General features: G+C 69.9%; 26 protein-coding genes. 16 read left to right on the top strand and 10 right to left on the bottom strand.

All coding sequences use genetic code 11. From position 1 onward, the window contains the following. The first annotated feature begins 59 nt into the window (after positions 1-59). Together nth and QOL69_RS14690 are read left to right on the top strand one after the other, a co-directional pair. On the top strand, positions 60-743 hold the full coding sequence (gene nth, locus QOL69_RS14695; protein ID WP_283403763.1) for an endonuclease III: 684 nt from the start codon (positions 60-62) through the stop codon (positions 741-743). A 177-nt stretch (positions 744-920) separates the two neighbouring features. Beyond that, positions 921-1,475, top strand: a complete 555-nt coding sequence (locus QOL69_RS14690) for a DoxX family protein (RefSeq protein ID WP_283403762.1) — start codon at positions 921-923, stop codon at positions 1,473-1,475. A 120-nt stretch (positions 1,476-1,595) separates the two neighbouring features. Here QOL69_RS14690 and QOL69_RS14685 read toward each other — a convergent pair whose 3' ends face one another. Continuing rightward, complete coding sequence (locus QOL69_RS14685) at positions 1,596-2,027, bottom strand: hypothetical protein (RefSeq protein ID WP_283403761.1); 432 nt, start codon at positions 2,025-2,027, stop codon at positions 1,596-1,598. Between the two features lie 388 nt (positions 2,028-2,415). Between QOL69_RS14685 and QOL69_RS14680 the strand changes: the two genes are divergently transcribed. The 4 genes from QOL69_RS14680 (at position 2,416) to QOL69_RS14665 (ending at position 5,211) form a co-directional block, all read left to right on the top strand. After that, the gene (locus tag QOL69_RS14680) at positions 2,416-3,495 is read left to right on the top strand and encodes a glutamate--cysteine ligase (protein WP_283403760.1); all 1,080 of its coding nucleotides are present in this window, start codon (positions 2,416-2,418) and stop codon (positions 3,493-3,495) included. Between the two features lie 88 nt (positions 3,496-3,583). After that, complete coding sequence (locus tag QOL69_RS14675; RefSeq protein WP_283403759.1) at positions 3,584-4,174, top strand: winged helix-turn-helix domain-containing protein; 591 nt, start codon at positions 3,584-3,586, stop codon at positions 4,172-4,174. An 81-nt stretch (positions 4,175-4,255) separates the two neighbouring features. Further along, a complete protein-coding gene (locus QOL69_RS14670; protein WP_283403758.1) occupies positions 4,256-4,750 on the top strand; it encodes a phosphopantetheine adenylyltransferase in 495 nt (164 codons plus the stop codon). Next, positions 4,747-5,211: a hypothetical protein gene (locus QOL69_RS14665; protein WP_283403757.1), complete on the top strand. Its 465-nt coding sequence runs from the start codon at positions 4,747-4,749 to the stop codon at positions 5,209-5,211. The genes QOL69_RS14670 and QOL69_RS14665 overlap by 4 nt, the downstream gene beginning before the upstream one ends. Positions 5,212-5,237: 26 nt before the next feature. On the opposite strand, the gene QOL69_RS14660 is transcribed toward QOL69_RS14665, so the two are convergent. From QOL69_RS14660 to QOL69_RS14640, 5 genes are all read right to left on the bottom strand, one after another. Then, on the bottom strand, positions 5,238-6,686 hold the full coding sequence (locus QOL69_RS14660; RefSeq protein WP_283403756.1) for an FAD-dependent oxidoreductase: 1,449 nt from the start codon (positions 6,684-6,686) through the stop codon (positions 5,238-5,240). A 140-nt stretch (positions 6,687-6,826) separates the two neighbouring features. Then, entirely contained in the window at positions 6,827-7,270 is a 444-nt protein-coding gene (locus tag QOL69_RS14655) for an RNA-binding protein (protein ID WP_283403755.1), read from the bottom strand. A 21-nt stretch (positions 7,271-7,291) separates the two neighbouring features. Beyond that, on the bottom strand, positions 7,292-7,480 hold the full coding sequence (locus QOL69_RS14650) for a DUF1918 domain-containing protein (RefSeq protein ID WP_283403754.1): 189 nt from the start codon (positions 7,478-7,480) through the stop codon (positions 7,292-7,294). Positions 7,481-7,560: 80 nt separating this feature from the next. Then, positions 7,561-8,142, bottom strand: coding sequence for a DUF7524 family protein (locus tag QOL69_RS14645; protein WP_283403753.1), 582 nt, complete (start codon positions 8,140-8,142; stop codon positions 7,561-7,563). A 105-nt stretch (positions 8,143-8,247) separates the two neighbouring features. Continuing rightward, positions 8,248-8,442, bottom strand: a complete 195-nt coding sequence (locus tag QOL69_RS14640; protein WP_195155715.1) for a methytransferase partner Trm112 — start codon at positions 8,440-8,442, stop codon at positions 8,248-8,250. Positions 8,443-8,582: 140 nt separating this feature from the next. Between QOL69_RS14640 and QOL69_RS14635 the strand changes: the two genes are divergently transcribed. Continuing rightward, entirely contained in the window at positions 8,583-8,867 is a 285-nt protein-coding gene (locus QOL69_RS14635; RefSeq protein ID WP_048076674.1) for a ribonuclease P protein component 4, read from the top strand. Between the two features lie 18 nt (positions 8,868-8,885). Here the strand turns inward: QOL69_RS14635 and QOL69_RS14630 are convergent, their stop codons facing one another. The 4 genes from QOL69_RS14630 to glpK all read right to left on the bottom strand — a co-directional run bounded on the left by QOL69_RS14630 (position 8,886) and on the right by glpK (position 13,764). Next, complete coding sequence (locus QOL69_RS14630; RefSeq protein ID WP_283403752.1) at positions 8,886-9,569, bottom strand: HAD-IIB family hydrolase; 684 nt, start codon at positions 9,567-9,569, stop codon at positions 8,886-8,888. Between the two features lie 141 nt (positions 9,570-9,710). Beyond that, positions 9,711-10,883, bottom strand: coding sequence for a Cdc6/Cdc18 family protein (locus QOL69_RS14625; RefSeq protein ID WP_283403751.1), 1,173 nt, complete (start codon positions 10,881-10,883; stop codon positions 9,711-9,713). Positions 10,884-11,130: 247 nt separating this feature from the next. Next, positions 11,131-12,222: a DUF7973 family transport facilitator gene (locus QOL69_RS14620; protein WP_283403750.1), complete on the bottom strand. Its 1,092-nt coding sequence runs from the start codon at positions 12,220-12,222 to the stop codon at positions 11,131-11,133. Beyond that, entirely contained in the window at positions 12,223-13,764 is a 1,542-nt protein-coding gene (gene glpK / locus QOL69_RS14615; RefSeq protein WP_283403749.1) for a glycerol kinase GlpK, read from the bottom strand. Between the two features lie 380 nt (positions 13,765-14,144). Between glpK and glpA the strand changes: the two genes are divergently transcribed. From glpA to QOL69_RS14570, 9 genes are all read left to right on the top strand, one after another. Then, a complete protein-coding gene (gene glpA / locus QOL69_RS14610; RefSeq protein WP_283403748.1) occupies positions 14,145-15,956 on the top strand; it encodes an anaerobic glycerol-3-phosphate dehydrogenase subunit GlpA in 1,812 nt (603 codons plus the stop codon). Continuing rightward, on the top strand, positions 15,956-17,335 hold the full coding sequence (gene glpB, locus QOL69_RS14605) for a glycerol-3-phosphate dehydrogenase subunit GlpB (protein WP_283403747.1): 1,380 nt from the start codon (positions 15,956-15,958) through the stop codon (positions 17,333-17,335). The genes glpA and glpB overlap by 1 nt, the downstream gene beginning before the upstream one ends. Further along, positions 17,332-18,903, top strand: a complete 1,572-nt coding sequence (locus tag QOL69_RS14600) for an anaerobic glycerol-3-phosphate dehydrogenase subunit C (RefSeq protein ID WP_283403746.1) — start codon at positions 17,332-17,334, stop codon at positions 18,901-18,903. Before glpB ends, QOL69_RS14600 begins: the two co-directional genes overlap by 4 nt. Positions 18,904-19,058: 155 nt before the next feature. Beyond that, positions 19,059-20,039 (top strand): hypothetical protein, encoded by a 981-nt coding sequence (locus QOL69_RS14595; protein WP_283403745.1) that lies wholly within the window; start codon positions 19,059-19,061, stop codon positions 20,037-20,039. 81 nt (positions 20,040-20,120) lie between these two features. Then, positions 20,121-21,527 (top strand): CRTAC1 family protein, encoded by a 1,407-nt coding sequence (locus tag QOL69_RS14590; RefSeq protein WP_283403744.1) that lies wholly within the window; start codon positions 20,121-20,123, stop codon positions 21,525-21,527. A gap of 133 nt (positions 21,528-21,660) precedes the next feature. Continuing rightward, positions 21,661-21,861, top strand: a complete 201-nt coding sequence (locus tag QOL69_RS14585) for a DUF7576 family protein (protein ID WP_283403743.1) — start codon at positions 21,661-21,663, stop codon at positions 21,859-21,861. Positions 21,862-21,956: 95 nt separating this feature from the next. Further along, complete coding sequence (locus QOL69_RS14580; RefSeq protein WP_283403742.1) at positions 21,957-22,682, top strand: ribosome assembly factor SBDS; 726 nt, start codon at positions 21,957-21,959, stop codon at positions 22,680-22,682. A 97-nt stretch (positions 22,683-22,779) separates the two neighbouring features. Continuing rightward, complete coding sequence (locus QOL69_RS14575; RefSeq protein WP_283403741.1) at positions 22,780-23,271, top strand: YbaK/EbsC family protein; 492 nt, start codon at positions 22,780-22,782, stop codon at positions 23,269-23,271. A gap of 170 nt (positions 23,272-23,441) precedes the next feature. Beyond that, a complete protein-coding gene (locus QOL69_RS14570; protein ID WP_283403740.1) occupies positions 23,442-24,485 on the top strand; it encodes a metal ABC transporter substrate-binding protein in 1,044 nt (347 codons plus the stop codon). Positions 24,486-24,578 lie beyond the last annotated feature (93 nt).

Raw genomic sequence — 24,578 nt, 5'->3', positions numbered from 1 at the left:
GCCCGGTCGCCCGGACTGCCAGTCGGATCGTTCAATGTCGCCCGGACGGAGAACGTCGTATGGGAACGCCACTCGATCCGCGCGAGGAGCAGGTCGCCGAGGTCGTCGACCGGCTCTACGAGGAGTACCCCGACTCGACCATCTCGCTCAACTACTCGAACCGGCTGGAGCTGCTCATCGCGGTGATCCTCTCGGCGCAGTGTACCGACGAGCGCGTGAACAAGGTGTGCGCCGACTTATTCGAGACGTACGAGACGCCCGAAGAGTACGCGAACGCATCGCAGGAGGAGCTCGCGGAGGCGATCAACTCGATCACCTACTACAACAACAAGGCGAAGTACATCCGCTCGGCGTGCGCGGACATCGCGGAGAAGCACGACGGCGAGGTGCCGGACACCATGTCGGAGCTGACCGACCTGATGGGCGTCGGGCGCAAGACGGCGAACGTCGTCCTCCAGCACGGCCACGACGTCGTCGAGGGCATCGTCGTCGACACGCACGTCCAGCGGATCACGCGGCGGCTCGGAATTACGGAGGCAGAGCGGCCGGAGGCGATCGAACAGGACCTGTTGGACATCGTCCCCGAAAGAGACTGGCAGCAGTTCACGCACCTCATGATCGACCACGGACGCGCGACGTGTACCGCGATCAACCCCGACTGCGCGGACTGCGCGCTCGCCGACGTCTGCCCCTCGGAGAAGGGCGACGGCGACGTGGACTTGGCGAGCGGCGAGGCGTGGTAGGCGGGGCGAGACGACGGGAGAGTTCGGCGCGAGGGGCGTCCGAAGCCGATGGTGTTCGGCGATAGTACTTAAAGATCCCGCGGATGATGGGAACCGGACAAATCCGTCTCGTCGAAGGGGAACTCGCTTTCCGGTTTATACGTCCGTCCGCCGTATTCGCAAGTGAGGAGAGACACTATGTCCACCAAAAACACGAACGAGTTCGGCGGAGAGATCGGCGGTATCACGCTGCTGGGGAAGGCGCACTCGCTGTCGGCGCTGTTCATCGTCCTGCTCCGGGCGACCATCGGCGGGATGATCCTGTTTGCCGGTCTCGGCAAGGTCTCGGAGTGGCCGTTCGACGCCGCGGGCTACCTCGCGAACGTCGACCCCGCGAGCCCGGTCAGCGGGATCTACGCCGCCATGGCGTCGAACGCCGCGCTGATGGAGTTCGTCAACGTGTTCGTGCCGGTCACGCAGCTGCTCATCGGTGCCGCGCTCATCACGGGTGCGTTCGTCCGCCTGGCCGCGTTCGGCGGCGCGATACAGATGATGTTGTTCTACCTCGGCGGCTGGAGCGGTGAGTTCCTCTCGCTGTTCGGCTCGACGCTCGTCTACGCGGTCGTGTTCCTCACGGTCGCGGCGTTCGGCGCGGGCCGCGTGCTCGGGCTCGACGCCTACATCGAGAACGTCGAGGTCGGCGGGCAGGCGCTCGTCGAGAAGTTCCCGAAGCTCCGCTACGTCCTCGGCTGAGCGAGGGCGTGGAATCGGGTGTAAGGGAATCCGGGGCGTCGTCGCGCGCCGCCGACTCGTTTTGCGATCGATTTGCGGTTTTCGGTGAGTCGCTTTCTGAGACCGAACGCAGACGCCGCGTCAGTCGTCGGAAACCGTGATCTCGAACGCGTCGCGAACCTCTCGTTCGGAGTCGTCGTCCGGGAGAACCGTGACTCCGTACTGGTACTCGCCGGGGGCCGCGGCCTCCGCGACGCCGATCGGTACCTCGACGGTCACGTCGGTGCGTCGCGACCAGAACCACCGGGGCGGGGCGGAGTCCTCTCCTGAGTCCGGCGGCGGGGAGACGCTCCGCTCCGAGGGGGTCCACCCGATAGTGATCCCGTCCGGCGGCGGTTGAAAGGTGAAGCCGCCGATGTCAGTCGCGGAGACGGTGACGGTCGCTCCCTCGCCGGGCGAGAGGGCGGGCGTGTCGCCGTCGATCTCTGGGTTCCATTCGTCGTCGCCAGCACAGCCGGTCAGGGCGACCGTTCCGGCGGCGAGGAGGGCGGCGGTGAATCGCCGTCGATTCATATCGAGGAATCGCGTTCGACGTAACAAACGCTTTGTGGGGAGACGCAGTCACCCTCGTCACGACTGACACCGCCGAAGCCCCAGCCGCGAGGACTCGGTGCGCTCGCTGCGCTCCTCGTCACTCGCTTCGCTCGTTCCTGCGGTGCTTGCGTCGCGCGCCTTCGTCCTCGCGGCTGCCCCTTCGAGTCCCGCCCCGCACAGCGACCGCACCTCACACCTCCCCAGCCTCGTCGGCGGCTCCCGCTGGTCGCCGCCGACTCCCTCGCGCGACGCTCCTCGGCCGCGATGCGGCCTCGGAGGCGCGCGCCACCGCCGGAAGTTCAGTTTGCGCCGACCACGCTTCCGCCTTCCATTCCTTATAAGAGCGCGCGACCGGTACGGGGCGGTAATGGAACTGGGCTCGCGAGAGGCGTTCTCCCGGATGGGGACGCTCGGCATCGAGGAGGAGTTCTACATCGTCGACGCCGAGGGCCGCCCGACCTCCGGGACCGACGACCTCGTCTACGGCCGCGACCCGCCCGCGGCCGTGCCGGAGGGGTTCGACCACGAGCTGTTCGAGTGTACCATCGAGGCGCAGACGGAGACCATCGAGGACCCGGCGAACGCCGGGGAGGCGCTCGCGACGGTCCGCGAGGCGCTCGTCGACCACGCCGCGGCCGACGGGTATCAGATCGCGGCCGCCGGCCTCCACCCGGTCGCGAAGTGGCGCGAGCTCGACCACGTTCGGAAGCCGCGGTATCAGGCCCAGCTGGACCGTATCCAGTACCCGCAACACCGGAACACGACCGCCGGACTCCACGTCCACGTCGGCGTCGACGACGCGGACAAGGCCGTGTGGGTCGCGAACCGGCTCCGATGGCACTGTCCCGTCCTGCTCGCGCTGTCGGCGAACTCCCCGTTCTGGAACGGGTTCGACACCGGACTGGCCTCGGCCCGCGCGAAGGTGTTCGAGAACCTCCCGAACACCGGAATTCCGTCTGCGTTCGACGACTTCAACGCGTTCCAGCGGTACGAGCGTCGGATGGTCGAGACGAAGTCCATCGCGGACCGCGGCGAGCTGTGGTTCGACGTGCGCCCGCACACCGGCCACGGCACCGTGGAGGTGCGCGCGCCCGACGCCCAGCGCGACCCCGAGGTCACGCTCGCCTTAGCCGAGTACGTTCACGCCTTGGTCGTCGACTACGCCGAGCGCTACGAGGACGGCGAGTCGCCGCCGGCGCTGCGCCGCGAGCTCCTCGACGAGAACAAGTGGCGCGCGATCCGCCGCGGCCACGACGCCGCGTTCGTCGACCGCGACGGCGAGGGGACGACCCCGCTCGGCGAGATCGTCGACGCGGAGTGCGACCGGCTCGGAATCGACGGGATCCGCGAGGTGTCCGAGTCGGAGAGCGGTGCCGCGCGCCAGCGCCGGATCCGCGAGGCGTCGGGCGTCGACGCGCTGTGTGCGGACCTCTTGGTCGAAGGCTGACCCCGCTCGCGGTCGACCTCCCGCTCCGAGTTTCGTCGGAACGAAAGCGACGAGAAACCCTTTTGGCCGCGTGGCCCCAGTTTCTGCCATGACCACGGACGATTCGCCCGCCGATCCGGAAGCCGACGCCGAGGAGTCGCCGACGGAACGGACCCGCGAGGAGCTTCGGAAGACCAAAGAGCGGCTCGGCGAAGGGGCCGACAGAGCGGTGAAGGGGTTCGACGACAACGTCGTAGACCTGCTCGCGTGGGTCCTCGACACGGAGACCCGGGCGCGTATCTACGTCTACCTCCGGGACAACCCGAAGAGTACGAGCGACGAGGTCGCCGACGGGACGGGGCTGTACCCCAGCACCGTCCGCGAGGCCCTCGCCGAACTCCACGACGAGGCCACCGTCGAGCGCGGCAAGCGGAAGGCCGAGGGCGCGGGCAACAACCCCTATGAGTACGAGGCCATCGCGCCGAGCGACCTCGTCCGCGGCGTCGTCGGCGACGTTCAGGCGGAGCTGAACGCCGTCTTCAACCTCGACCGGCGACTCGGCGGCGAGTCGCCCGACGGCGACGCCGAACCGGTCCAGATCTCCGTCGACGGCGGAGACGACCCGGCCGGTGAAGACGACGCTCACGAGGACGAGAGCGACGCGGATGAGAGCGACGCGGACGACGACTCCGAGAACTGAGTTAGGCCCCGCCGACTCGGAGTCGCGTCGTCGCGACCGCGGTTCGGGACGTTTTAAGTTCGACCCCCGCAACGGAGAGGCATGAACGTCGCGCTGGGTGGTACGTTCGACCCCGTTCACGACGGCCACCGAAAGCTGTTCGAACGGGCGTTCGAGCTGGGTGACGTCACCGTTGGGCTCACCGCCGACGACCTCGCGCCGGACACCCGACACGTCGAGCGGTACGTGCGTCCCTACGAGCAGCGCGAGCGCGACCTGGAGGCGGAGTTGGCCCCGCGGGCCGAGGAGTACGGGCGCGAGTACGAGGTCCGAAAGCTGACCGAGCCGACCGGCATCGCGGTCGAGCCGGAGTTCGACGCGCTCGTCGTCTCCCCGGAGACGCGCGACGGCGGCAAGCGGATCAACGAGATCCGCGCCGAGCGCGGCCACGACCCCCTCGAACTGGTGGTCGTCGACCACGTCACGGCCGAGGACGGCAAGCGCATCTCCTCGACGCGGATCGTCGCGGGCGAGATCGACGAACACGGAAACCTCACCCCCGACCGCGAGGGGCGGGGCGCGACTCGGCCGGAATGACGGGCGGCGAGACGACGAGCGGCGGGGCGGCCGACGGCTCGACCGGGTCCGGCTCCGGATTTCTGGGCCGGATCCTCCTCGGCGAGACCGGCTTCGAGCGCGCGACGGTGTGGAGCGCGGTCGGGTTCGCGCTGTCGTACGTCGCCTTCGACGCGACCGCCGCGGTGGGCCTCGGCGCGGCGGCAACCGCCGGCGTCCTCGCCGCGGTGACGGCGCTCGGCGCGCTCGCGTTCGCCGCGACCGGCGGCGGGGTCCTCCCGACAGTGCTGCTCGCCTACGGCCCCCTGGCGGGGACGCTGCTCCGGGCGACCGGACCGATGCCGTACGCATCGCCGTTCGCGGCCGACGGTCCCTCACTTCTCGCGGTCGCCGAACCGCTCGGCGTCGCGGTCGCCGCCGCGCTCGCGATCGGCGTCGCGGCCGCGGTGGTCGGCTACGTGGTCGGTCGGTCGTCCGACTGAGCCGACCGCAGCGGATTCTGTTCCGATCAGCCGTCGAGCGCTCCGTTCACCACCTTCGCGGCGACGAGTATCGGGTCCCACACCGGGCTGAACGGCGGCGCGTACGCGAGGTCCAACCGCTCGACCTCGGCGACGGTCATCTCCGCTTCGATAGCGGTCGCGAGGGTGTCGATCCGGACCGCGGCGCGGTCGGTGCCGACGATGCTTCCCCCCAGAAGCCGCCCGGTGTCGCGGTCGGCGACGAGCGTCACGTCGGTCTCGGCCGCCCCCGGGTAGTAGCCGGAGCGCGACCCGGCGGTCACCGTCTCGCGGACCGGATCGAACCCGGCGTCTCTCGCTTCCTCGTCGTCGAGAAGCCCGACGCGGGCGGCCTCCGTGTCGAACGCTTTCACCGCCGCGGTGCCCGCGATGTCGCCGACTGGCGTCGGATCGCCCGCCGCGGTCGCCCCGACGGCCCGCCCCGCGCGGTTCGCGGTGAGTCCCAGCGGCGTCCAGTCCGGTTCGCCGGTCACCGCGTGGCGCGCGGTCGCGCAGTCGCCCGCGGCGTACACGTCGGGGAGGCTCGTCCGGCCGTGATCGTCGACCCGGATCGCCCCGCCTGACCCGAAGTCGATCCCGGTGCCGTCGAGGAGGTCCGTGTTCGGCCGGATGCCGACGCCGACGACCGCCATGTCGACGGGGATCCGCTCGGAGGACGCTCCGTCGGCTCCGCCACCGACCTCGACGCCCTCGATCCGGTCGTCGCCGACGAGCGCCTCGACCGGGGTGTCGGTGTGGACGGTCACGCCCTCCGCTTCGAGCGCGTCCTCGACGCGGTGCCCGACCGCCTCGCCGAACGGCGGGAGGAGGTGCCCGGATCGGTGGAACACGCGGACGTCGAGGCCGCGCTCCGCGAGCGCCTCGGCCATCTCGACGCCGACGTAGCCGCCGCCGACGACCGCGGCGGTCTCGGGCGCGGGCATCGCCGCGTTGCGATCGACGCGCTCGCGGTCGACCGCGCTCACGTCGGCGCGGTCGGGGTCGTACGCGTCTGGCTCGGCCACGTACGCGTCGATGGCGGCCGCCGCGTCCATGTCGTGGAGGGTGAACGCGCCGTCGACGCCCCGTACGTCGAAGGGACCGGGGTCCGCCCGCGCGCCGGTGGCGACGAGCAGGTCGCCGTACGCCTGTTCGTAGCGGTCGCCCGCGGCGGTCTCGACGGTGACGCGCTTCGCGTCGGGGTCGACGGCGACCACCTCGCTGTCGCGGCGGAGGTCGATGCCGCGCTCGTCGACCTCGCTCGGCGACAGCGACAGGAGGTCCGACATGCGGTCGACGTAGCCGGCGACGAAGTAGGGCATCCCGCAGTAGGCGTACGAGATCCACCGGCCCTTCTCGAAGACGACGACCTCGCGGGCATCCGCCTCGCGGCGGAACTTGCTGGCCGCGCTCAACCCCGCCGCGTCAGCGCCGACGACCACGAACGGATCGGTCATAGCTGCTCATCGGCGGGCCGAGTGAAAAAGTCACGCTGCGGGAAGGCGGGTCACGGGAAGGCACGCCGAGAGAAGACACGTCGCGGGCGCGGTCCGGGCGCGCGGCCGGCGAAACGAACCGCCGTGGCGGCCGTCGGCGTTCAGTCGTCGTCGCCGTCCGCCAGCCGCGAGAGCGTCTCGCGGGCGTTCGCGACGGCCTTCTCCTTTTTCGCCGGGTACGCCTCGACCTTCGTGCGCACGGTGAGTCCGGGACCGAGCCGGACGTCCCCGCGGAACGCCGCCTGCTTGTCGAGGCGGAGGAAGAGGGCGCAGTTGTCGTCGACCCGCTCGTCGAGTTCGTCGAGGACGCGGTCGAGGTCCTCCAGCTCGGAGAGCCGGTCGAGCACGTGCCGCATCTCGTCCGCGGTCTCGACGCGCGCCGAGAGCACGACGATCCGGTCCCCGTGATGGCCCACGTTCTCGACGCGGTCGAGCTCGATATCCTCCGGGAGGAGGGTGTACAGCGCCTGCTCGACGCGTTTCACGTCCTCCGTGGCGTACGAGAACGCGCGGAGGTCGACGTAGTGGAAGGGGACTTTCGGCATGCGAAACGAGTGGGGGCGGCGTTACTCCTCGCTCTCGACGGCGTCGAGCGAATCCTCCGGGACGCCCGTCTCTTGGCCGTCCTCGAAGCTGACCGTGTACGTCGCGTCGCCGAACATCGTCTCCATCACCTGCGTGATCGTGCCCGTCTCGCCGTCGTACTCGCTGTGTTTGTCGTGGAGCACGACCTCGTCTTCCTTCTCGAAGCTCATGGCCCGTCGTTCCGCCGGGACGGTTAAAAGCGCGCGGATCCGCGCCGGCGGTCGCGGAACGGGACGGTGAGAAGACCCCTTCACGCCACCGCGAGCAGCCCCGCGCTGAGGGCGACCATCAGCGCCAGCCCCACCGCGAGCCAGACGACGACGCTGTCGACGGCGAGCGCGAGCGCGACGCCCGCGGCGATCGCGAGGAACCCGAGGATCGCGCCGGCGACGCCCCCGCGCCGGACGAGGCGGTCGAGCGCGTTCACCGCGCGCTGCCCGGGCGGGGGATCGGGGCTACGCTCCGGGGGTGCGGAGAGCGTCTCGTCGACGGCGACCGGCTCTTCGGGGGTCTCGGCCGACGGTTCGATCCGCACGTCGACGTAGCTCGTGTTCGACCCGTATCCGGTGACGATCTTCAGCTTCCCGCGGACCGGTTCGTCGACGTCGGTGATCGAGACGTGGACGTGGCGGGTCCCCTCGTCGGTGACGAAGTGGTTGACCTCGTCGACCGCGGTCACCCGGTCGAGCTCGTCGTCGAAGTGGAGGTGGACGTGCGTCGAGCGCCCGCTGTTGTCGAGCACGACCGGAAAGGGCCCGTCGGTCGCGAACGCGTCCGGCGCGTCGATGTCGTGGACCGCCTCCCCGTTCAGTTCGACGTCGAGTGTCGGCACGGTGGAGACCACGACCCCGTATTAGAAAAAGATTCACACGGGCGAGGGGTTCGCCGCCGGCGTCTCGGGCGAGGGCGTTCTGGCGGCGAACGCGTGAACCGGACGCTACGCCGCCGCCTCCTCGCGCATGTCCGGTGGGAGGAGGTTCGGGATCCCGTCTTCGATCGGATAGGTCTCGCCGCACTCCGTACAGGTGAGCGTGCCGGCGAGGACCTCTTCGTCGTCCTCGTCGTCGACGTCGAGGTCGAGGGCCGCCTTGTCGAGCGGACAGCAGATCACGTCCATCAGGGATTCCTTCATACCGCTCGATTGGATTGGGCCGATAAAAAAGCGTGCGGGTCGCGGCCGCCGCGGCCGTCTCGGGGACGCACTGGACGAGGGATACGCCGCGACCGGCCGGGATGGTAACGTCTTTGCCGCCGCGCCTCGCCCGGAGTGACATGGGTATTCCGGCGGAGCGGATCGAGCGGCTGTTCGCGCTCGCCCGCGAGGCGGTCGTCGACGACGAGTACGACCGCGCCCGGGAGTACGTCGCCCGCGCCCGCCGGATCGCGGAGCGGAACCGGTGTGGGATCCCGGCCGAACTCTCCAGACGCGCCTGCGACGACTGCGCCGTCTACCTCCGGCCCGGGAAGACGAGTCGCGTGCGGACGCGACCCGGGCGCGTGGTCGTCCGCTGTCTGGAGTGCGGGGCGACGGCGCGGTATCCGTACGACGGGAAGTGACGGGAGGTGTCGGCGCAGTTACCCTCCACGCTCGCGCAGCGCCGAGAGCACCGCCTCGGTCCCATCCATGTACCCCGCATCGAGGACCGTATCGGCCGCCTCGCGGGCCGCGTCGTCCGCGTTGGCGACCGCGTACGACTCGCCGGCGACACCGAACGTCGAGACGTCGTTCTCGCTGTCGCCGACCGCGACGAAGGCGGCGGGGTCAAGCCCGAGGGCGTCGGCGACGACTTCGAGCGCCCGGCCCTTGCTCACGCCGACCGACTTGACGTGGTAGGCGTAGCCGGTGTCGACGACCTCCACGTCGCCCCCGGCGGCCGCCGCGACCTCGCGCAAGAGCGCCTCGTCCGCGTCGGGCGAGAGCGCGACTTCCGTCTCGCGCCAGCGGTTCACCGTGTCGCCGTCGCCCCACCCGACCTCGCCGCCGCGCTCGCGGAACGCCTCGACGACGGCCCGCGCCGCGTCCGGGTCGCCGACCGTCGTCGTCTCACCGTCGACGTACGCGACGCCGCCGTTCTCCGCGATCACCGTCTCCTCGCGGCCGAGGAAGTGCGCCAGCGCGACCGGATACGGGAACGCCTTCCCGGTGGCGAACACGACCGGGGCCTCCCACGCGGGCAACAGTTCGAACGCCCGCGGGTCGATCCGGCCGGTCGGCGTCGTCAGCGTGCCGTCGATGTCGAGCGCGAGGGGCGGAACCATACCGGGGGGTCGGCGCTTCGTCGGCAACTGTCTTCCGTTCGAATAAAGCGTGAGCCGGTCCGCCGCGCGCCGCTCCGAACGCGCCGGTTCGGCCGGTCCAGTCCGGTCCGAGCGCGTCAGTCGGGTCGATCCTGACCGGCCCTATCCGGTCCGAACGCGTCGGTCGAACAGCTCGCGGAAGACGACGGTCGGGAACAGTGGCACGAGCCGGCTCGGCGGGCGTCCCTTGCCGTCGCTCCGGTGGACGGTGACGCGTTCGAGCAGGCCTGCGTCGGCGAGTTCGTAGAGGACGCGGCGCACCGTCGACGCCGAGAGGTCGACGCCGGGACGCGCCGCGATCGTCTCCGTGGCCACGCTAACCGTCGATCGCTCCTCCTCCGAGAGCCCGGCGAGTTCGTAGAGGAGCCGCTGACGGCTCTCGGGGAGCGCGAGGACGCGTCCCAGCGCGACGCAGGGACGCGGTACCCCCTCGATTCCGGCGTCGACATCGGCCGAGCGGACCGTCGACGCGCCCGCGCGCTCCGCGTTCACCGCCGCGCCCATCACGGCCGCGAGCGCGTCGTGGGCGTCGCCCGCGGCCCACTCGACGACGTCGCGGATCTGGTCGTGAGAGAGCGCGTCTCGGCCGAGACCGGTCGAACACCGACTCGTCAACAGCTCGACGAGGACGTGCCGACGATACTTCCCGAACTCGACGGTCTCGGCCGGCTCCCAGTCGATCGCGTCCGGCGGGTCGCGGCCGATACATGCCGGCACGAGCCGCTCGCCCACGTCTTCGAGCCAGTCGATCAGCGTCGTCGCCGTCGGCGTCTCCACCTCGTCGGTGTGGTCGACGGCGACGACGAGGTCCGGGCCGGTGCGCATCACGTCGCGGAGCGACTCGGCCAGCTCCTCGGTGCCGATCCCGTGGTCCGGGACGGGGTCGTCGCTCATCGCGGCCAGCATCGCGTGATAGAGTCGGAACCGGGTCGACGCGTGACGGGCGTCGACGTAGACGAACCCGGGGATCGTCGGCTCGACCGCACGGGTCGTCGTCTGGATGGCCTGCCGCGGGCCGCTGTGGGTCGCGAGGCGGTCGAACAGCGCCGAGACGACCGCCGACTTCCCGCTCCCCTTCGGACCGTACACGTAGAGACTCGGCGGGAGCGACCCGGAGAACGCGGGCGCGAACACGTCGAGCAGGCGCTCGATCGCCGGCCCGCGGCCGACCGGGGACTCAGCGTGTGCGACGGGCGAGACGGCCTCGAAGTCCGCGAGGACGCTCAGCCCGGTGTCGTAGCCGAGCCGTCGCTCGATCCGGTCGTCGATGTTCACGGTTGACCCTCCGGGGTAGCCGAACAAAACTGGCACGGAGCGGAGTCGGTGCGGCGTCGGTCGCGGTCGGGGACGCCATCCGCGTCACGCCGGCGACGGCTGTCGCTCGCGGAACGGGCGCGGCGTCGGTCGCGTCTCCGGTCTGGTCTCATTGGTGTCGGCGACTTGGTCGGAGGGTGTCTTCGCGTGAGAACCGTCCTCGACCGCGACGGGGAGGTCGACGCGGCGTCGGCTCCCGCGTGCGGGCTTAGAGGTACCCGGCGTTGGGTAGCGCGCCGAGGATGCTGAGCAGCCAGACGGCGAGCATCATGATCGCGATGGCCATCGCCGGCGGGTCCACGTGGGTCCCGGAGTGCGAGTAGAACAGCCGTTGGGTGACCTCACCCATGAGACCGCTCGCGGCACCGAAGAGGCCGGCCGCCAGTAGCGCGACGACGCTGCCCGCGACGGGTTCGAGCGTGACCGCGCCGACCGCGCCCAGCAGCGTGATGTGGTGGGTCACCGGAATCTTCTCGACGCCGAGGTTGAGGAACAGCAGGCTGATGGCGGAGATGGCGTAGCCGAGGAAGATGCTCCCCGTCTGTAGCCAGATGTAGCCGCCGAGGATGCCGCCGACGAGCCCGATGACGGTGACGCCCGACCACTTGTACTGGTGCGGGAGCCACGGCTCGGTCGCCGGCCGGCCGGCGTGCTCTTCGGGACCACCGTCGGCCTGCGGGTGCATGTCACCGCGCTCGAACGGAGACATGTCGAGCAGTCCGTCGCCCGCCGGCTTCCCGACGATCGGGTAGCCGAAGACGGGCCGCGCGAGGAACGCGGTCGCGAACACGGACACCGCGATGAAGTCGGTCGGCGGCGTCGTCTCCAGCACGTTGAGGAAGATGCCGTTTGCGACCTGCGTCAACAGCATCCCGATGACGCCGAATATCGCGCCGACGGCGAGGATGTCCGGCTTCGTCCCGAACGCGTACGTGATGTCTTTTCCGAAGTGGTACCCGCCGTCAGCGGGGTTCATGTCGGGATACTTCTTCCCGGCGTACGCCGAGGCGGCCACGCCGCCCGCGAACGCGATGTGCGGACCGGTGACCGCCCCGAAGCCGATGACGCCGGTGATGCCGGCTGCGAGTTCGCCGGCCGGGATCGCCTCGATCGCGCCGATCTGCCGCTGGAGGATGCCGATCCCCTCACCGAGGAACACGACGAACCCGGTGAAGATGAAGGCCGGAAGCGCGCCGATCGCGGCACCGAACGCCCCGCCCGCCAGCGCGGTGATGAAGAGCAGCAGGAACTGCTCGACCTCCATGCCGATGACCGGAACCTGTAACAGCAGTTCGTTCATCTACTCGTCCTCCTCGTCGTCCTGCGCCCAGTCTCGGGAGCGGTCAACCGCGTCGTCCCAGCGGCTGTACAGCTTGTCGACCTCTTTTTGGCCCTTCTCAGGGGTGAACTCGCGGTCGATCTGCCAGTTGTCGCGCAGCTCGTCGACAGTGTCCCAGTAGCCGACGGCGAGGCCGGCGGCGTAGGCGCTACCGAGCGCGGTGGTCTCGTCGACCTCCGGGCGCGCGATGTCCGTCTGGATGATGTCGGACTGGAGCTGACAGAGGAAGTTGTTCTTGACCGCGCCGCCGTCGACGCGGAGGCTGGTCGTCTCGACGCCGGAGTCGGCCTCCATCGCCTCGGCGATGTCGCGGGTCTGGTAGGCGATCGATTCGAGCGTCGCCCGGACGATGTGTTCCTTGCTCGTGCCGCGGGTCATCCCGACGATGGTACCGCGAGCGCGACCGTCCCAGTGGGGCGCGCCGAGCCCGGTGAACGCCGGGACCATGTAGACGCCGTCGGTCGAGTCGACCGACCGAGCCAGCTCCGCGGTCTGGGCCGCGTTGTTGATCAGGTCGACGTCTTCGAGCCACTCGATGGCGGCACCGGTGATGAAAATGGAGCCCTCGAGCGCGTATTGGACCGGCTCGCCGGACATCTGGAACCCGACCGTCGTCAGCAGTCCGTGGTCGGACTTTACCGCCTCGTTGCCCGTGTTCATCAGGTAGAACGAGCCGGTGCCGTAGGTGTTCTTCGCGTCGCCCTCGTCGAAGCAGGTCTGGCCGAACAGGGCGGCCTGCTGGTCGCCGAGCGCGCCGGCGACCGGCACTTCCTCGCCGAGGAAGCCGTCGGGGTCCGTGTGGCCGTAGTAGTCCTCGTCGGAGGAGGGGCGCACCTCGGGCACCATCTCCTTCGGCACGTCGAACTCGTCGAGGAGTTCGTCGTCCCACTCCATCTCCCGGATGTTGTACAGCATCGTCCGGGAGGCGTTTGTGACGTCCGTGATGTGGTTGCCCGTCAGGTTGTAGATGAGCCACGCGTCGATCGTTCCCATGACGAGCTCGCCCTCGCGAGCCCGGTCACGGAGGTCGCCGCCGCGGGAGCTCTGCATCTTGAGCGGCTCTGCGTTGTCGAGAATCCACTCGGTCTTGGTCGCAGAGAAGTACGCGTCACACTCCAGTCCCGTCTTCTCGCGGATCTCCTCGACTTTGCCCGCCTCCTGGATCTCTTCGACGCGGTCCGTCGTCCGTCGGTCCTGCCACACGAGGGCGTTGTGGACCGGCTTCCCGGAGTCTTTGTCCCACACGATGGTCGTCTCGCGCTGGTTCGTGATGCCGATCGCGTCGAGCTGCTCGGCTTCGAGCCCCGCGTCCGCGAGCCCGTCGAGAACGACCTGCTGTGTGTTCTCCCAGATCTCGATCGGGTCGTGTTCGACCCAACCCGGGTTCGGGTATATCTGTTCGTGCTGTTCGTAGGCGTTCGCGACGACCTGGCCCTCGTGGTCGAACACCATGAATCGGGTACCGGTCGTCCCCTGGTCTATCGCACCGACGTACTGTGTCATGTTGTGGATCCCTCCTGTGGCGCTGGTCCGCGCGCGGCGGGAACCGGGTCGCGCTCGCCGTCGAGGGCGATCCCGGTGCCGCGTTCGCTGCCGCGCCGCGCGCCCGCCGAGTCAGGCCCGTCCGGAGCCGACTCGGAACGGCCGCGAGGCGTATCGAACCCGCCGCGACATATTTTCACGGAAGCTACCACGCCGGTCGTGAACATAATGTACTACCATAATAATCTTCCTGTTAAAATCCGAACTGTAGCGGGAGTGAAAAAGTGAGGTATATAAAAATATCGGCGAAGACATGGATTACACTACTTGAATGTCTCTGATAGTTATGGGCAAGACGCCTCGGGAGGTAAAGTAAAGTGGTCGTGGTCCAAGGGCCTCCCATGGACAGACAAGTGGACGTCGTCGTCGTCGGTGGGGGGTCGACGGGCTGCGGCGTCGTCAGGGACCTGGCGCGACGGGGCCTCGATACGGTCCTCGTCGAGAAGGGGAACCTGACGCACGGAACGACCGGGCGGATGCACGGCCTCCTCCACAGCGGGGGTCGGTACGCGGTCTCGGACCAGAAGAGCGCGGAGGAGTGCATCGAGGAGAACATGGTCCTCCGCGACATCGCGGCCCACTGCGTCGAGGAGACGGGCGGGCTGTTCGTCAAGCGCCCGGAGGACTCGGAGGAGTACTTCCAAGAGAAACTGGAGGGCTGTCGCGCGTGCGACATCCCCGTCGAGGTGATCGACGGCGAGGAGGCGCGGCGGCGGGAACCGTACCTCGCGCGCGACGTCGAGAAGGCCATCGCCCTGCCCGACGGCGCGGTGGATCCCTTCCGGCTCTGCGTGTCGAACGCCGCGGACGCCCGCGAACACGGCGCGCGGATCGAGACCCACGCGCCGGTGACGGACGTGCTCGTCGAGGACGGCGAGGTCGTCGGCGTCGAGATCGAACACGAGACCGGTCCGGGCAAGCGGGTCCACCGCGAGCCGGGGACGACCGAGGCGATCCGCGCGCGCCACGTCGTCAACGCGACCGGCGCGTGGGCGGGCAACGTCGGCGAGATGGCCGGCGTCGACGTGGAGGTCCGGCCCTCGAAGGGCGTGATGACGGTGATGAACACCCGGCAGGTCGACACCGTGGTCAACCGCTGTCGGCCGAAGGGCGACGCCGACATCATCGTCCCCCACGAGACCGCCTGTATCCTCGGCACGACGGACGAGGAGGTCGATGACCCCGAGGACTACCCCGAGGAGGACTGGGAGGTCGACCTGATGATCGAGACGCTCTCGGAGCTGGTCCCGGCGCTCGAAGACGCCCGGACGCTCCGCTCCTTCTGGGGCGTCAGGCCCCTCTACGAGCCGCCGGGAACGGGCACCGAGGACCCGACGGACATCACCCGCGACTACTTCCTCTTAGACCACGGCGACCGCGACGACCTCCCGGGGATGACCACCATCGTCGGCGGGAAGCTCACCACCTACCGCATGATGGCCGAGTCCATCTCCGACCACGTCTGCGAGACGCTCGGTCACGAGGCGGAGTGCGACACCGCCGACGCTCCGTTGCCGGGGTCGGAGAGTCCCGCGCGGATGGAGGAGCTGATGGACGAGTTCGGCCTCCGGTCCCCCGTCGCCCGCCGCTCGGGCCAGCGGCTCGGGTCGCGCGCGGACGACGTACTCGACGAGTACGACCCGAACCCGATCGTCTGTAACTGCGAGAGCGTCACCCGCGCGGAGGTTCAGGACGCGGTCGGCGAGGCCGGCTCCGACCTCAACGCGGTCCGCCTGCGGACCCGCGCCTCGATGGGGAACTGTCAGGGCGGCTTCTGTACCCACCGGATCGCGTCGGAGCTCGCTCAGGAGTACCCGGAACCGGTGGTCCGCGACGCCGAAGACGAGCTGTATCAGGAGCGCTGGAAGGGCCAGCGCCACGCCCTATGGGGCGAGCAGCTCTCGCAGGCGATGTTGAACCACCTGCTCCACGCGACCACGATGAACCGCGACGGCGACCCGGCGAACCTCGACGAGTCGGTCGATTTCGACGCGTTCGACGCTGGGAGCGAGTCGCCTGCCGCCGGCGGTACGGGGAGCGACGAGTCCGGATCGGCGGGGACCGCGGCGGCCGACGGTGGTCGCGCAGCGGACGACGTGAGCACCGACGGTGGTCGCGCAGCGGACGACGCGACCGCAGACGGAGGTCGCTGATGGCGATAAACAGCGACGTCCTCGTGATCGGGGGCGGTCTCGCCGCGGTGACCGCGGCGGTCTCGGCCGCCCGCGAGGGCGCTGACGTGCGGCTCGTCTCGCATAAGGCCAGCACTCTACGGCAGGCCTCCGGGCTGATCGACGCGCTCGGCTACGTCCCGGCGACGGAGCCGGCGAAGCCGCTCCGGGACGGGCCGCCGACCGCGGGCCGCGAACTCGACCGCGACGAGTGGCCGGACCCGGAGGGACCGCTCGCGGACCCGTTCGAGGCGATCGATCGGCTTCCCGAGTCGCACCCGTACCGGATCGCGGGGAGCGACGCGCTCCGCGAGGGGCTCGACCTCTTCGACGACCTCGCGGGCGACGCGTACCGCGGCGGCCACACCGACCGCAACGCCTTGGTGCCGACGTTCGGCGGGGCCGTGAAGCCGACCGCGCGGTACCCGGCGGCGGCCGAGGCCGGCCTCGCGAGCGACGACCGACCGATGCTCGTCGTCGGCTTCCGGTCGCTGACGGAGTACGACGCGCGGGCCTTCGCGGGGCGGCTGGAGGCGGCCGGGGTGCCGTTCGACGTCGCCGGCGCGGAGGTGGAGTTCGCGGAGGCGTTCCGGGCCGACGCGAAGATCACCCGGGTCGCGAAGGCGCTCGACCACGACGAGGCGATCGACGGCGTCCCCGCCCGCGAGGCGCTCGCGAAGGCGGTCGCGCCGCACCTCCACGACGTGGTCGACGGGTCGGGCGGCGTCGACCGCGTCGAGCGCGTCGGCTTCCCGGCGTTCCTCGGCGACGACCGCGGCGACGAGGTCCGCGCCGAACTCGCGGAGCGGCTCGGTGCGGACGTGTTCGAGATCCCGACGGGACCGCCGAGCCTCCCCGGACTCCGCCTGGAGGACCGCCTCTTCGACGCGCTCGACGCCGAGGGCGTCCGGTTCGAGACCGGCAACCCCGTGGTCGGCGTCGAGTCCGCCGCCGCCGGCCGCGTGGAGACGGTCGCGGTCGACCGGAAGGGACGGACGGCACCGTACGGTGCCGACGCGTTCGTGCTGGCGACCGGCGGGCTCGTCGGGAAGGGGCTCGACTCCGACCGCGAGGGGGTCCGCGAGCCCGTCTTCGACTGCCACGTCGACCAGCCCGACGACCGGTACGAGTGGTTTGTCGACGACGCGTTCGGCGATCAGCCGTACGCGCGGTTCGGGGTGCGACCCGACGGGCGGATGCGGCCCGTGGACGGTAACGGCGAAGCACAGTACGAGAACGTGTTCGCGGCCGGCGGCGTCGTCGGCGGCGCGGACGCGGCGAGAGAGAAGTCCGCGAGCGGGGTATCGCTCGCGACCGGCATCGTGGCCGGGCGGCAGGCGGCGACGGAGGCGACCCAATGACACGACACACGGACGACGACGGGAGCGCGGAGGAGTCGAGCGAGGACGATCGCGGCGGACGCGAGGGGTCGAACGGCCCCGACGCGCCGAGTCCCGGCGTCCCGGAGGCCGGCCGCGACGAGCAGCCGTCGATCTTCGTCCCGGACGACGGGGAGATCCCGGAGGACGACGCGATCGGGGCACGCGACGCGGAGGCGGGCGCGGACGACACCGCGACCCGCGCCGCCACCGACGGCGGCGTCGAGAGCGCCGCGGGCGGGACCGAGAGCGCGACCGGCGGGACCGACTCGACGGAGCTCGACCCGGACGCGTACGACCCGGTCGACGTGTTCCCCGGCGGCGACCTCGACCTCCGCGAGGGGGCCGACTCCTGTTACAAGTGTACGAGCTGTGACACCTCCTGTCCGGTCGCGGAGGTCGACGACGAGTTCCCCGGCCCGAAGTTCCAGGGACCGGAGCAGTGGCGGCTCAAGCGGAAGGATGACCACGACATCGACGAATCGATCACGTCGTGTTCGAACTGTATGCGCTGTGACGACGCCTGTCCGTCCTCGGTGCCGCTCTCGCAGATGCACAACGAGGCGCGCGGGCAGTTCGTCGAGCGCCAGATGGAGAAGCTCTCGGTCGAGTACGTCCGGAACCGCCTGCTGGCGAACTACCGCACGTCGGCGCGGCTCGCGAGCATGTTCCCGCGGACGGCCTCGTTCGCGATGAACTTCGGGCCGGCGCGGTGGGCCTTAGAGAAGGTGATGGGCATCCCGAAGGAGCGCGACTTCCCCGAGTTCGCGACGGAGACGTTCCGCGAGTGGTGGAAGGCGCGCGGCGGCGCGAACGTGGAGAACCCGGACAAGCGGGTGGCCTACTTCCACGGCTGTTACTCCAACTACAACACCCCCGAGGTCGGCAAGGCCATGGTCCGCGTGTACGAACACTTCGGCTACGAGGTGATGGTCCCGCCCCAGAAGTGTTCGGGGACGCCGATGTTCGCGAACGGCATGCTGGACGACGCCCGACGGCACGCCGAGACGAACGTCGAGAACCTCGTCGAGGCAATCGGCGAGGGCGCGGACGTGATCGCCTCCTGTACCTCCTGTTCGATGTCGTTGCGACAGGAGTACCCCGAGCTGTTCGACCTCCACGGGATCGAGGACCTGGCGGAACACACCTTCGAGGCGATGGAGTACCTCCGCATCCACGAGGATCTCGACGGGGAACTCGACGCGGCCGGCGGGCTCGACGAGGAGCGCGAACTCGCGTATCACGCGCCGTGTCACGCCCGGAATCAGGGCCTCGCGCGACAGGCCGTCGAGACGTTCCGCGACGTCGACGGCGTCACCGTGGAGGACGTCGGCGATTCCTGTTCGGGCATCTCCGGCACCTACGGTTGGAAGGAGGAGAAGTACGAGAAGTCGATGGAGATCGGCGAGGAGATGTTCGAGCACATGGAGGACGCCGAGGGCGACGTGGGGATGACCGAGTGTCCGACCTGCGCGATGCAGATGGAACACGGCACCGGCTACGAGATCGAACACCCGCTCCAGCTGTTGGAGGACACGCTGGGCGCGTAAGCGAGCCCGAGCACGCGGTTGCCACCGAGCGAGCTGGTAGGTGGCGGCTGCGCGACCACGCGCGACTTCGCGCAAACCGGTCCTCGAAAAGCTGTTCTCAACTCTGAGAATCGCGCGGGAATTCTTATGCGTCGGACCCGTTCAGCATGGGCAACGTGACCCTCGAACAGTTTCTCGATCGCTTCGACGGGCCCGAGCGCTCCGTGGTCGTCGTCAACCGCACCGACCCGGACCCGGTATTGAACATGCTCGTGGACACGTTCGGCGACGACGTAGTGCGGGTGGTCGACGACCCCGTGATCGGCGCGGGTGACGGCCCCGTGACCGACGGCGCGGGAGCCGTCGACGCGGACCGGAGCATCGGCCTGACCGCCGAGGACCTGACCGGAATCAGCGTGGCCGACGGGAACGACGGCGTCGTCCCCGCGCTCGACGTCGAGGTGCTCAGTCAGCGCGACGACATTCCGTTCGACGGCGACGACCCCGCCGATATCGAGAACCTCGTGTTGCTCATGGAGGGCGAGGAGGTGGTCGCGGGGTCGACGCTCGCGGCGCTCGGCGACGCGGTGCTTTTCGTCAACTCCGACCTGTACACCACCGGCAGCCGATCGCTCGGCGACGTCGACCTCCCCTCGGTGATAAGCGGGCTCGACGACGCGACGTTCACGCTCCGGGGGTATCCCGAGTCGAACCGCCAGAAGCTCCTCCTTATTACCATCTCGCGATTCATCGAACGGGCGGCGTGGATGGCCGGCGACGGCATCCTCCGCTCGTCGTTCCAGCGGCTCTCGCGCATCGACGACGAGGTCGGCACGCGGGCCGTCTACGAACGCATCGCCGACACCGGCGTGGACACGCACTTGTACGGCGTCCCGGACGACCTCCCGGACGACCTCGATGCGGTGATCCACGCCGGCGACGACCCCGACTTCATCGACAGCTGGTTCGTCGTGTACCGACCGCCGGAGGGGCCGCACCCGGCCGAGAGCGGTCCGGAAAGCGACCTCAAACGAGGGATCGAAGGCGGCGTCGGGCTGCTCGCGGTCGAGACGGAACCCCGGGTCTGGCGCGGCCTCTGGACGTTCGACGTGGACCGGCTCTCGCGGCTGAACCGCTACATCGAGCGGAACCTATAGCCTCTCTTCCGGTTTCCTCCCGCCGACCGCAGACCGTATCCAACCCGTGCGTTCATATCCCCGGAGCGGTGACGGGCGGCCATGTTCACGGAGCGGTCCGCCCTCGTCGACGACAGACGCCCGATGCGCGGGTACGGCGTCGCGGTGACGCCCGGCCGCGACGGGCCGCTCGTCTTCGTCGCCGGCTACGGCGAGCCGAACCGGCTGTACACCCGCGAGGGCGACCGCTTTTCCGACACCGCCTGCGGCATCGTCGCCGACGGGACGCGCCACGGGATGGGCGTGTGCGCGGCCGACCTCGACGCCGACGGCTGCGAGGAGGTGTACGTTCACAACTGCGCGCGCGGCGTCGACGGGGGCGATCCCGACCTCCTCCTCAGCCGGCTGGAGTCCGACCGCTACCGCTGGACCGACGTGTTCGCCCGGGAGGTGAACGCCGACCGCCTCGACGTTCGTGCCGGACGCTCGGTCGCCGCGCTCGACCGGCTGGGGACGGGGCGCTACGGCGTCGCCGTCTCCGGGTACGCCGCGCCGCTCGCGTTCTACGAACTCGGCGACGACGGCGAGGTCACCGATATGGCCGAGATGGTCGGCCTAGAGGTCGACGGCGGCTGTCGGTCGCTGCTCGCGGTCCCGTACCGCTCCCGCGAGGGTGACCTGTTCGCCGGCGTCGAGGGAGGTCCGAACCGGCTGTTTAGCAACCGAGACGGCCACTACGCCCGGACCGACGGCGGTCCGCAGCTCTCGGACCCCGGCGGTGACACGCGCGGGGCCGCGATCGTCGACGAGGGCGGGACGTTCGCGCTCGCGGTCGGCAACGAGTCGGCCCCGAGCCGCCTCCTGCGCTGCGCGCCCGACGGCGGGTACGAGGACGTGGCCCCGCCCGCGCTGCGCGACGCCGGCGCGGTTCGGACCGTCGTCGCCGCAGACTTCGACAACGACGGGCGCGAGGAGCTGTTCTTCAACGTCTGCGGGGACGAAAACCGGCTGTTCGAACGAGTCGGCGGCCCCGACGAGCCGTCGCGCTGGGAGTCCGCGGACCTCGGTGCGGCCGCGGAGTCGGACGGGTTCGGCACGGGCGCGGTGGCCGCCGACCTCGACGGCGACGGCGCGCTCGAACTCCTCGTCGTCCACGGCGAGATCGCCGCGCAGCCGGTGACGGCCTACGGCGACCCGGACGCGCCGGACGCCGGGTGGATCCGCGTGCGCCCCACCACGCGCCACGGCGCGCCGGCGCGCGGGGCCGTCGTCACGCTGGAGACCGCCGACGGGGTTCAGCGCCGGACGGTCGACGCGGGCGGCGGCTGTCTCTGCCAGACGGAGCCGGTCGCTCACTTCGGGCTCGCGGACGCGGAACCGCTGCGCGTGGACGTGCGGTGGCCGGACGGACGCGAGCGGACCGTCGTCGGTCCCAGCCCGAACCGGGAGATAACGGTTGAACACCCGTCGCGGACGGCTGCCGACCGCGACGCTCGGACGACGCGGTAGCGGCCGGATCGCCTCGGTGGTGGGCGAAATGAGTCGATGGCGGCCGGAAGGCCCGGTCGACGGGATCGCTACGACCGTGGCCAGAACTGCCGCCCTTCGCAGGTTCAAGTGTCCGGGGGGCACACGAGACGGTATGGTGGATCCGACCTCGGAACTCGAGGAGGACGTCGACGAGGAGTCCGCGCCGCGCTGCGCAGCGTGCGGCGAGCCGGCGCTGGGCGTCGGTCGACGAACGGTCACGTGGGTCGAGGGCGGCGACGCCGTCCATCGACAGTTCTGCTCGGAGACGTGCCGCGCGGCGTGGGAGGACGAGCGACCGTCGGCGGGCAGGTAGCCGACCGAGGCGCGGCCGCGACGACCGGACACCGCGATTCGGACGGTGGGCCAACGGCGGGAGGCTTTTTGCCCGCGGGGGTGGTATCGTTCGGTATGATATCGCTCGACGAGGCCGTGACGGCCCGACTGGAGTCACACGGGGAGCGCTTCGAGGTCCTGATCGACCCCGACGCCGCGCTCGCGATCAAACGGGGGGAGTTTGAGGGCGACTTGGAGGAGGTCATCGCCGCGGAGGACGTCTTCGAGAACGCCTCGCGAGGCGACCGACCGGCGGAAGGGGACTTGGAGACCGTCTTCGGCACCACCGATGCGCTCGAAATCATCCCCGAGGTCGTCGAGCGCGGGGAGATCCAGATCACCGCCGAGCAGCGCGCGGAGATGCAGGAACGGAAGCACAACCAGCTCGTCACCACCATCACGCGCAACGCGGTGAACCCGCAGATGGACGACTCGCCGCACCCGCCCGAGCGGATCGAGCGCGCCCTCGAAGAGGCGGGCTTCCAGATCGACCCGATGGAGCCGGTGGAAAACCAGGTCGACGACGCGCTCGACGCGCTGCGGCCGGTGATCCCGATCCGGTTCGAGGAGGTGACGATGGCGGTCCAGCTCCCGGCCGACTACGCGGGATCCGGGCAGGCGCAGATCAGGGAGTTCGGCGACCTCGAACGCGAGGAGTGGCAGAACGACGGGTCGTGGGTCGGGGTCCTCACCTTCCCCGCGGGGCTTCAAAACGAGCTCTACGACCTCGTCAACGAGGTCACCTCCGGGGAGGGCGACGCCCGCGTGCTCAAGGACAAAGACGAGCTTCGAACGCGGTAACCGCGTCTGACGACCGATCGGCGTCGAACGCGACCGCGAGTGCCGCAGTTTCACCGCCTCCGAGAGCTTGATACCGGCGGGACGCGGCTCCGATAGCATGCATCAACGCGCGGCGGAGTTCGCGGAGCGGGCGCGGGAACGCCACGGCGTCGACCTCGACGTGCTGGAGTTCGAGGCGGGGACGGAGACGGCGGCCGCCGCGGCCGACGCCGTCGGCTGCGAGACGGGTGCGATAGCCTCGACTATCGTCGTGTCGCTGTCGGGTGGCGAACCGGACTCGCCCGGCGACCTCGCGGCCGCGATCACGAGCGGCGCGAACCGACTGGACCTCGACGCGGTCGCCGACCACTTCGGGGCCGACGCCGCCGAGATGGGCGGCCCCGACCGGATCCGCGAGGTGGTCGGCTGGAGCATCGGCGGCGTCCCGCCGATCTGTCACGACGCCGCACTCCCGACCGTTTTCGATCCGACGCTCGCGGAGTACGATACCGTCTACGGCGCGGCGGGGACGCCGAGCGCGGTGTTCGCTATCGATCCCGAGACGCTCGCCGACCTCGCCGACGCCACGGTCGTCGACCTCGCGGAGTGAGTCGAGGCGGTCGCGTCCGAATCCTGAGCGGCGAATACCTGCGATTCGAGCGGCGAATGTGCGCGGCTCGAACGCCGAGTTGTTAATCGGGAACGCTCTCGATGTCTGTGTTATTAATTCTAGGTTATCAAATAATAACCTTTTTCTGTTAATCCGCGCTATCGGTGAGTATGACACACTCACGGCGGTCGGTGTTGCGGCGCGGTGCCGGACTCGCGGTCGCGGGAACGGCGGCGTCGGTCGCGGGATGTACCGGCGGCGGGGACGGCGGATCCGGGGGGTTCAACGCCGGCTACGCCGCTTTCTTCACGCTCAACGACTGGGCGAACGAGGTCGCGGGCGACCGCGCAAGCTTCGAGGATCCGGTGGACGTGGGGCAGCTCGGCCACGGGTGGACGCCGGACGGGACCCTCGCCGCGGACGTCGCCGCGACGGACGCGTTCGTCTACCTCGACAGCCCGGAGTTCTCGTGGGCGCAGGATCTCGCCGCGACGCTAGAGGACGATTACGACACCGTCGCCGTGATCGACGCGCTCGACGGAGTGGAAGACGACCTGCTCGACTGGGACCACTCGCACGGGGACGAAGACGGCCACGACGACCACGACGGCGAGGGAGGGAATCACGAGGGAGAGGAAGGGAGTCACGACGGCGAAGAGGGCGGTCACGACGAGCAGCGATACGACCCGCACGTCTGGGTCGATCCGGTCCTCGCGGCCGAGATGGTCGAGACGATCGCGACGGGACTCGGCGAACCGGACCCGGACAACGCCGACGCGTACGCCGACAACGCCGCCACCTACGCCGACAAACTCGACGCGGTCGACGCCGCGTTCGAGTCGATCGCGGAGAACGCCGCGCGCGACGTGGCCGTGCTGGCGGGGCACAACTCCTTCCAGTACCTAGAGGCGCGCTACGGGTTCCGGCTCCACTCGCCGGTCGGCGTCTCGCCGCAGAACGAGCCGACGCAGACCGAGATCGCCGACACGATCGATCTCGTGGATTCAGAGGGGATGGACGTCGTGCTGTACGATCGGTTCCAGTCGCCCCGACTCGCCGAGTCGATAGTCGAGAACAGCGACGCGACGGAGGCGGTCCCCGTCACGCCCGCCGGGGGGACGACCCGAGAGTGGAACGACGCCGGCTACGGCTACCTCGAACAGATGACCGAGATCAACGTCCCCGCCTTCGAGCGGGCGTTTGGCGCGCAGTGAGCGGGACCGACGACAGGCCGCCGGTCGAGTTCTCGGCGCGACGGTGCGAGGACGGAGTAAAAGAGCTAAACGTGCGGCCGACCCAGACACGGG

Origin of the sequence: Halorubrum sp. DM2, from assembly GCF_901686465.1 — an archaeon.
Lineage (GTDB): Archaea > Halobacteriota > Halobacteria > Halobacteriales > Haloferacaceae > Halorubrum.
This window is presented reverse-complemented; position numbering and strand designations above follow the sequence as displayed.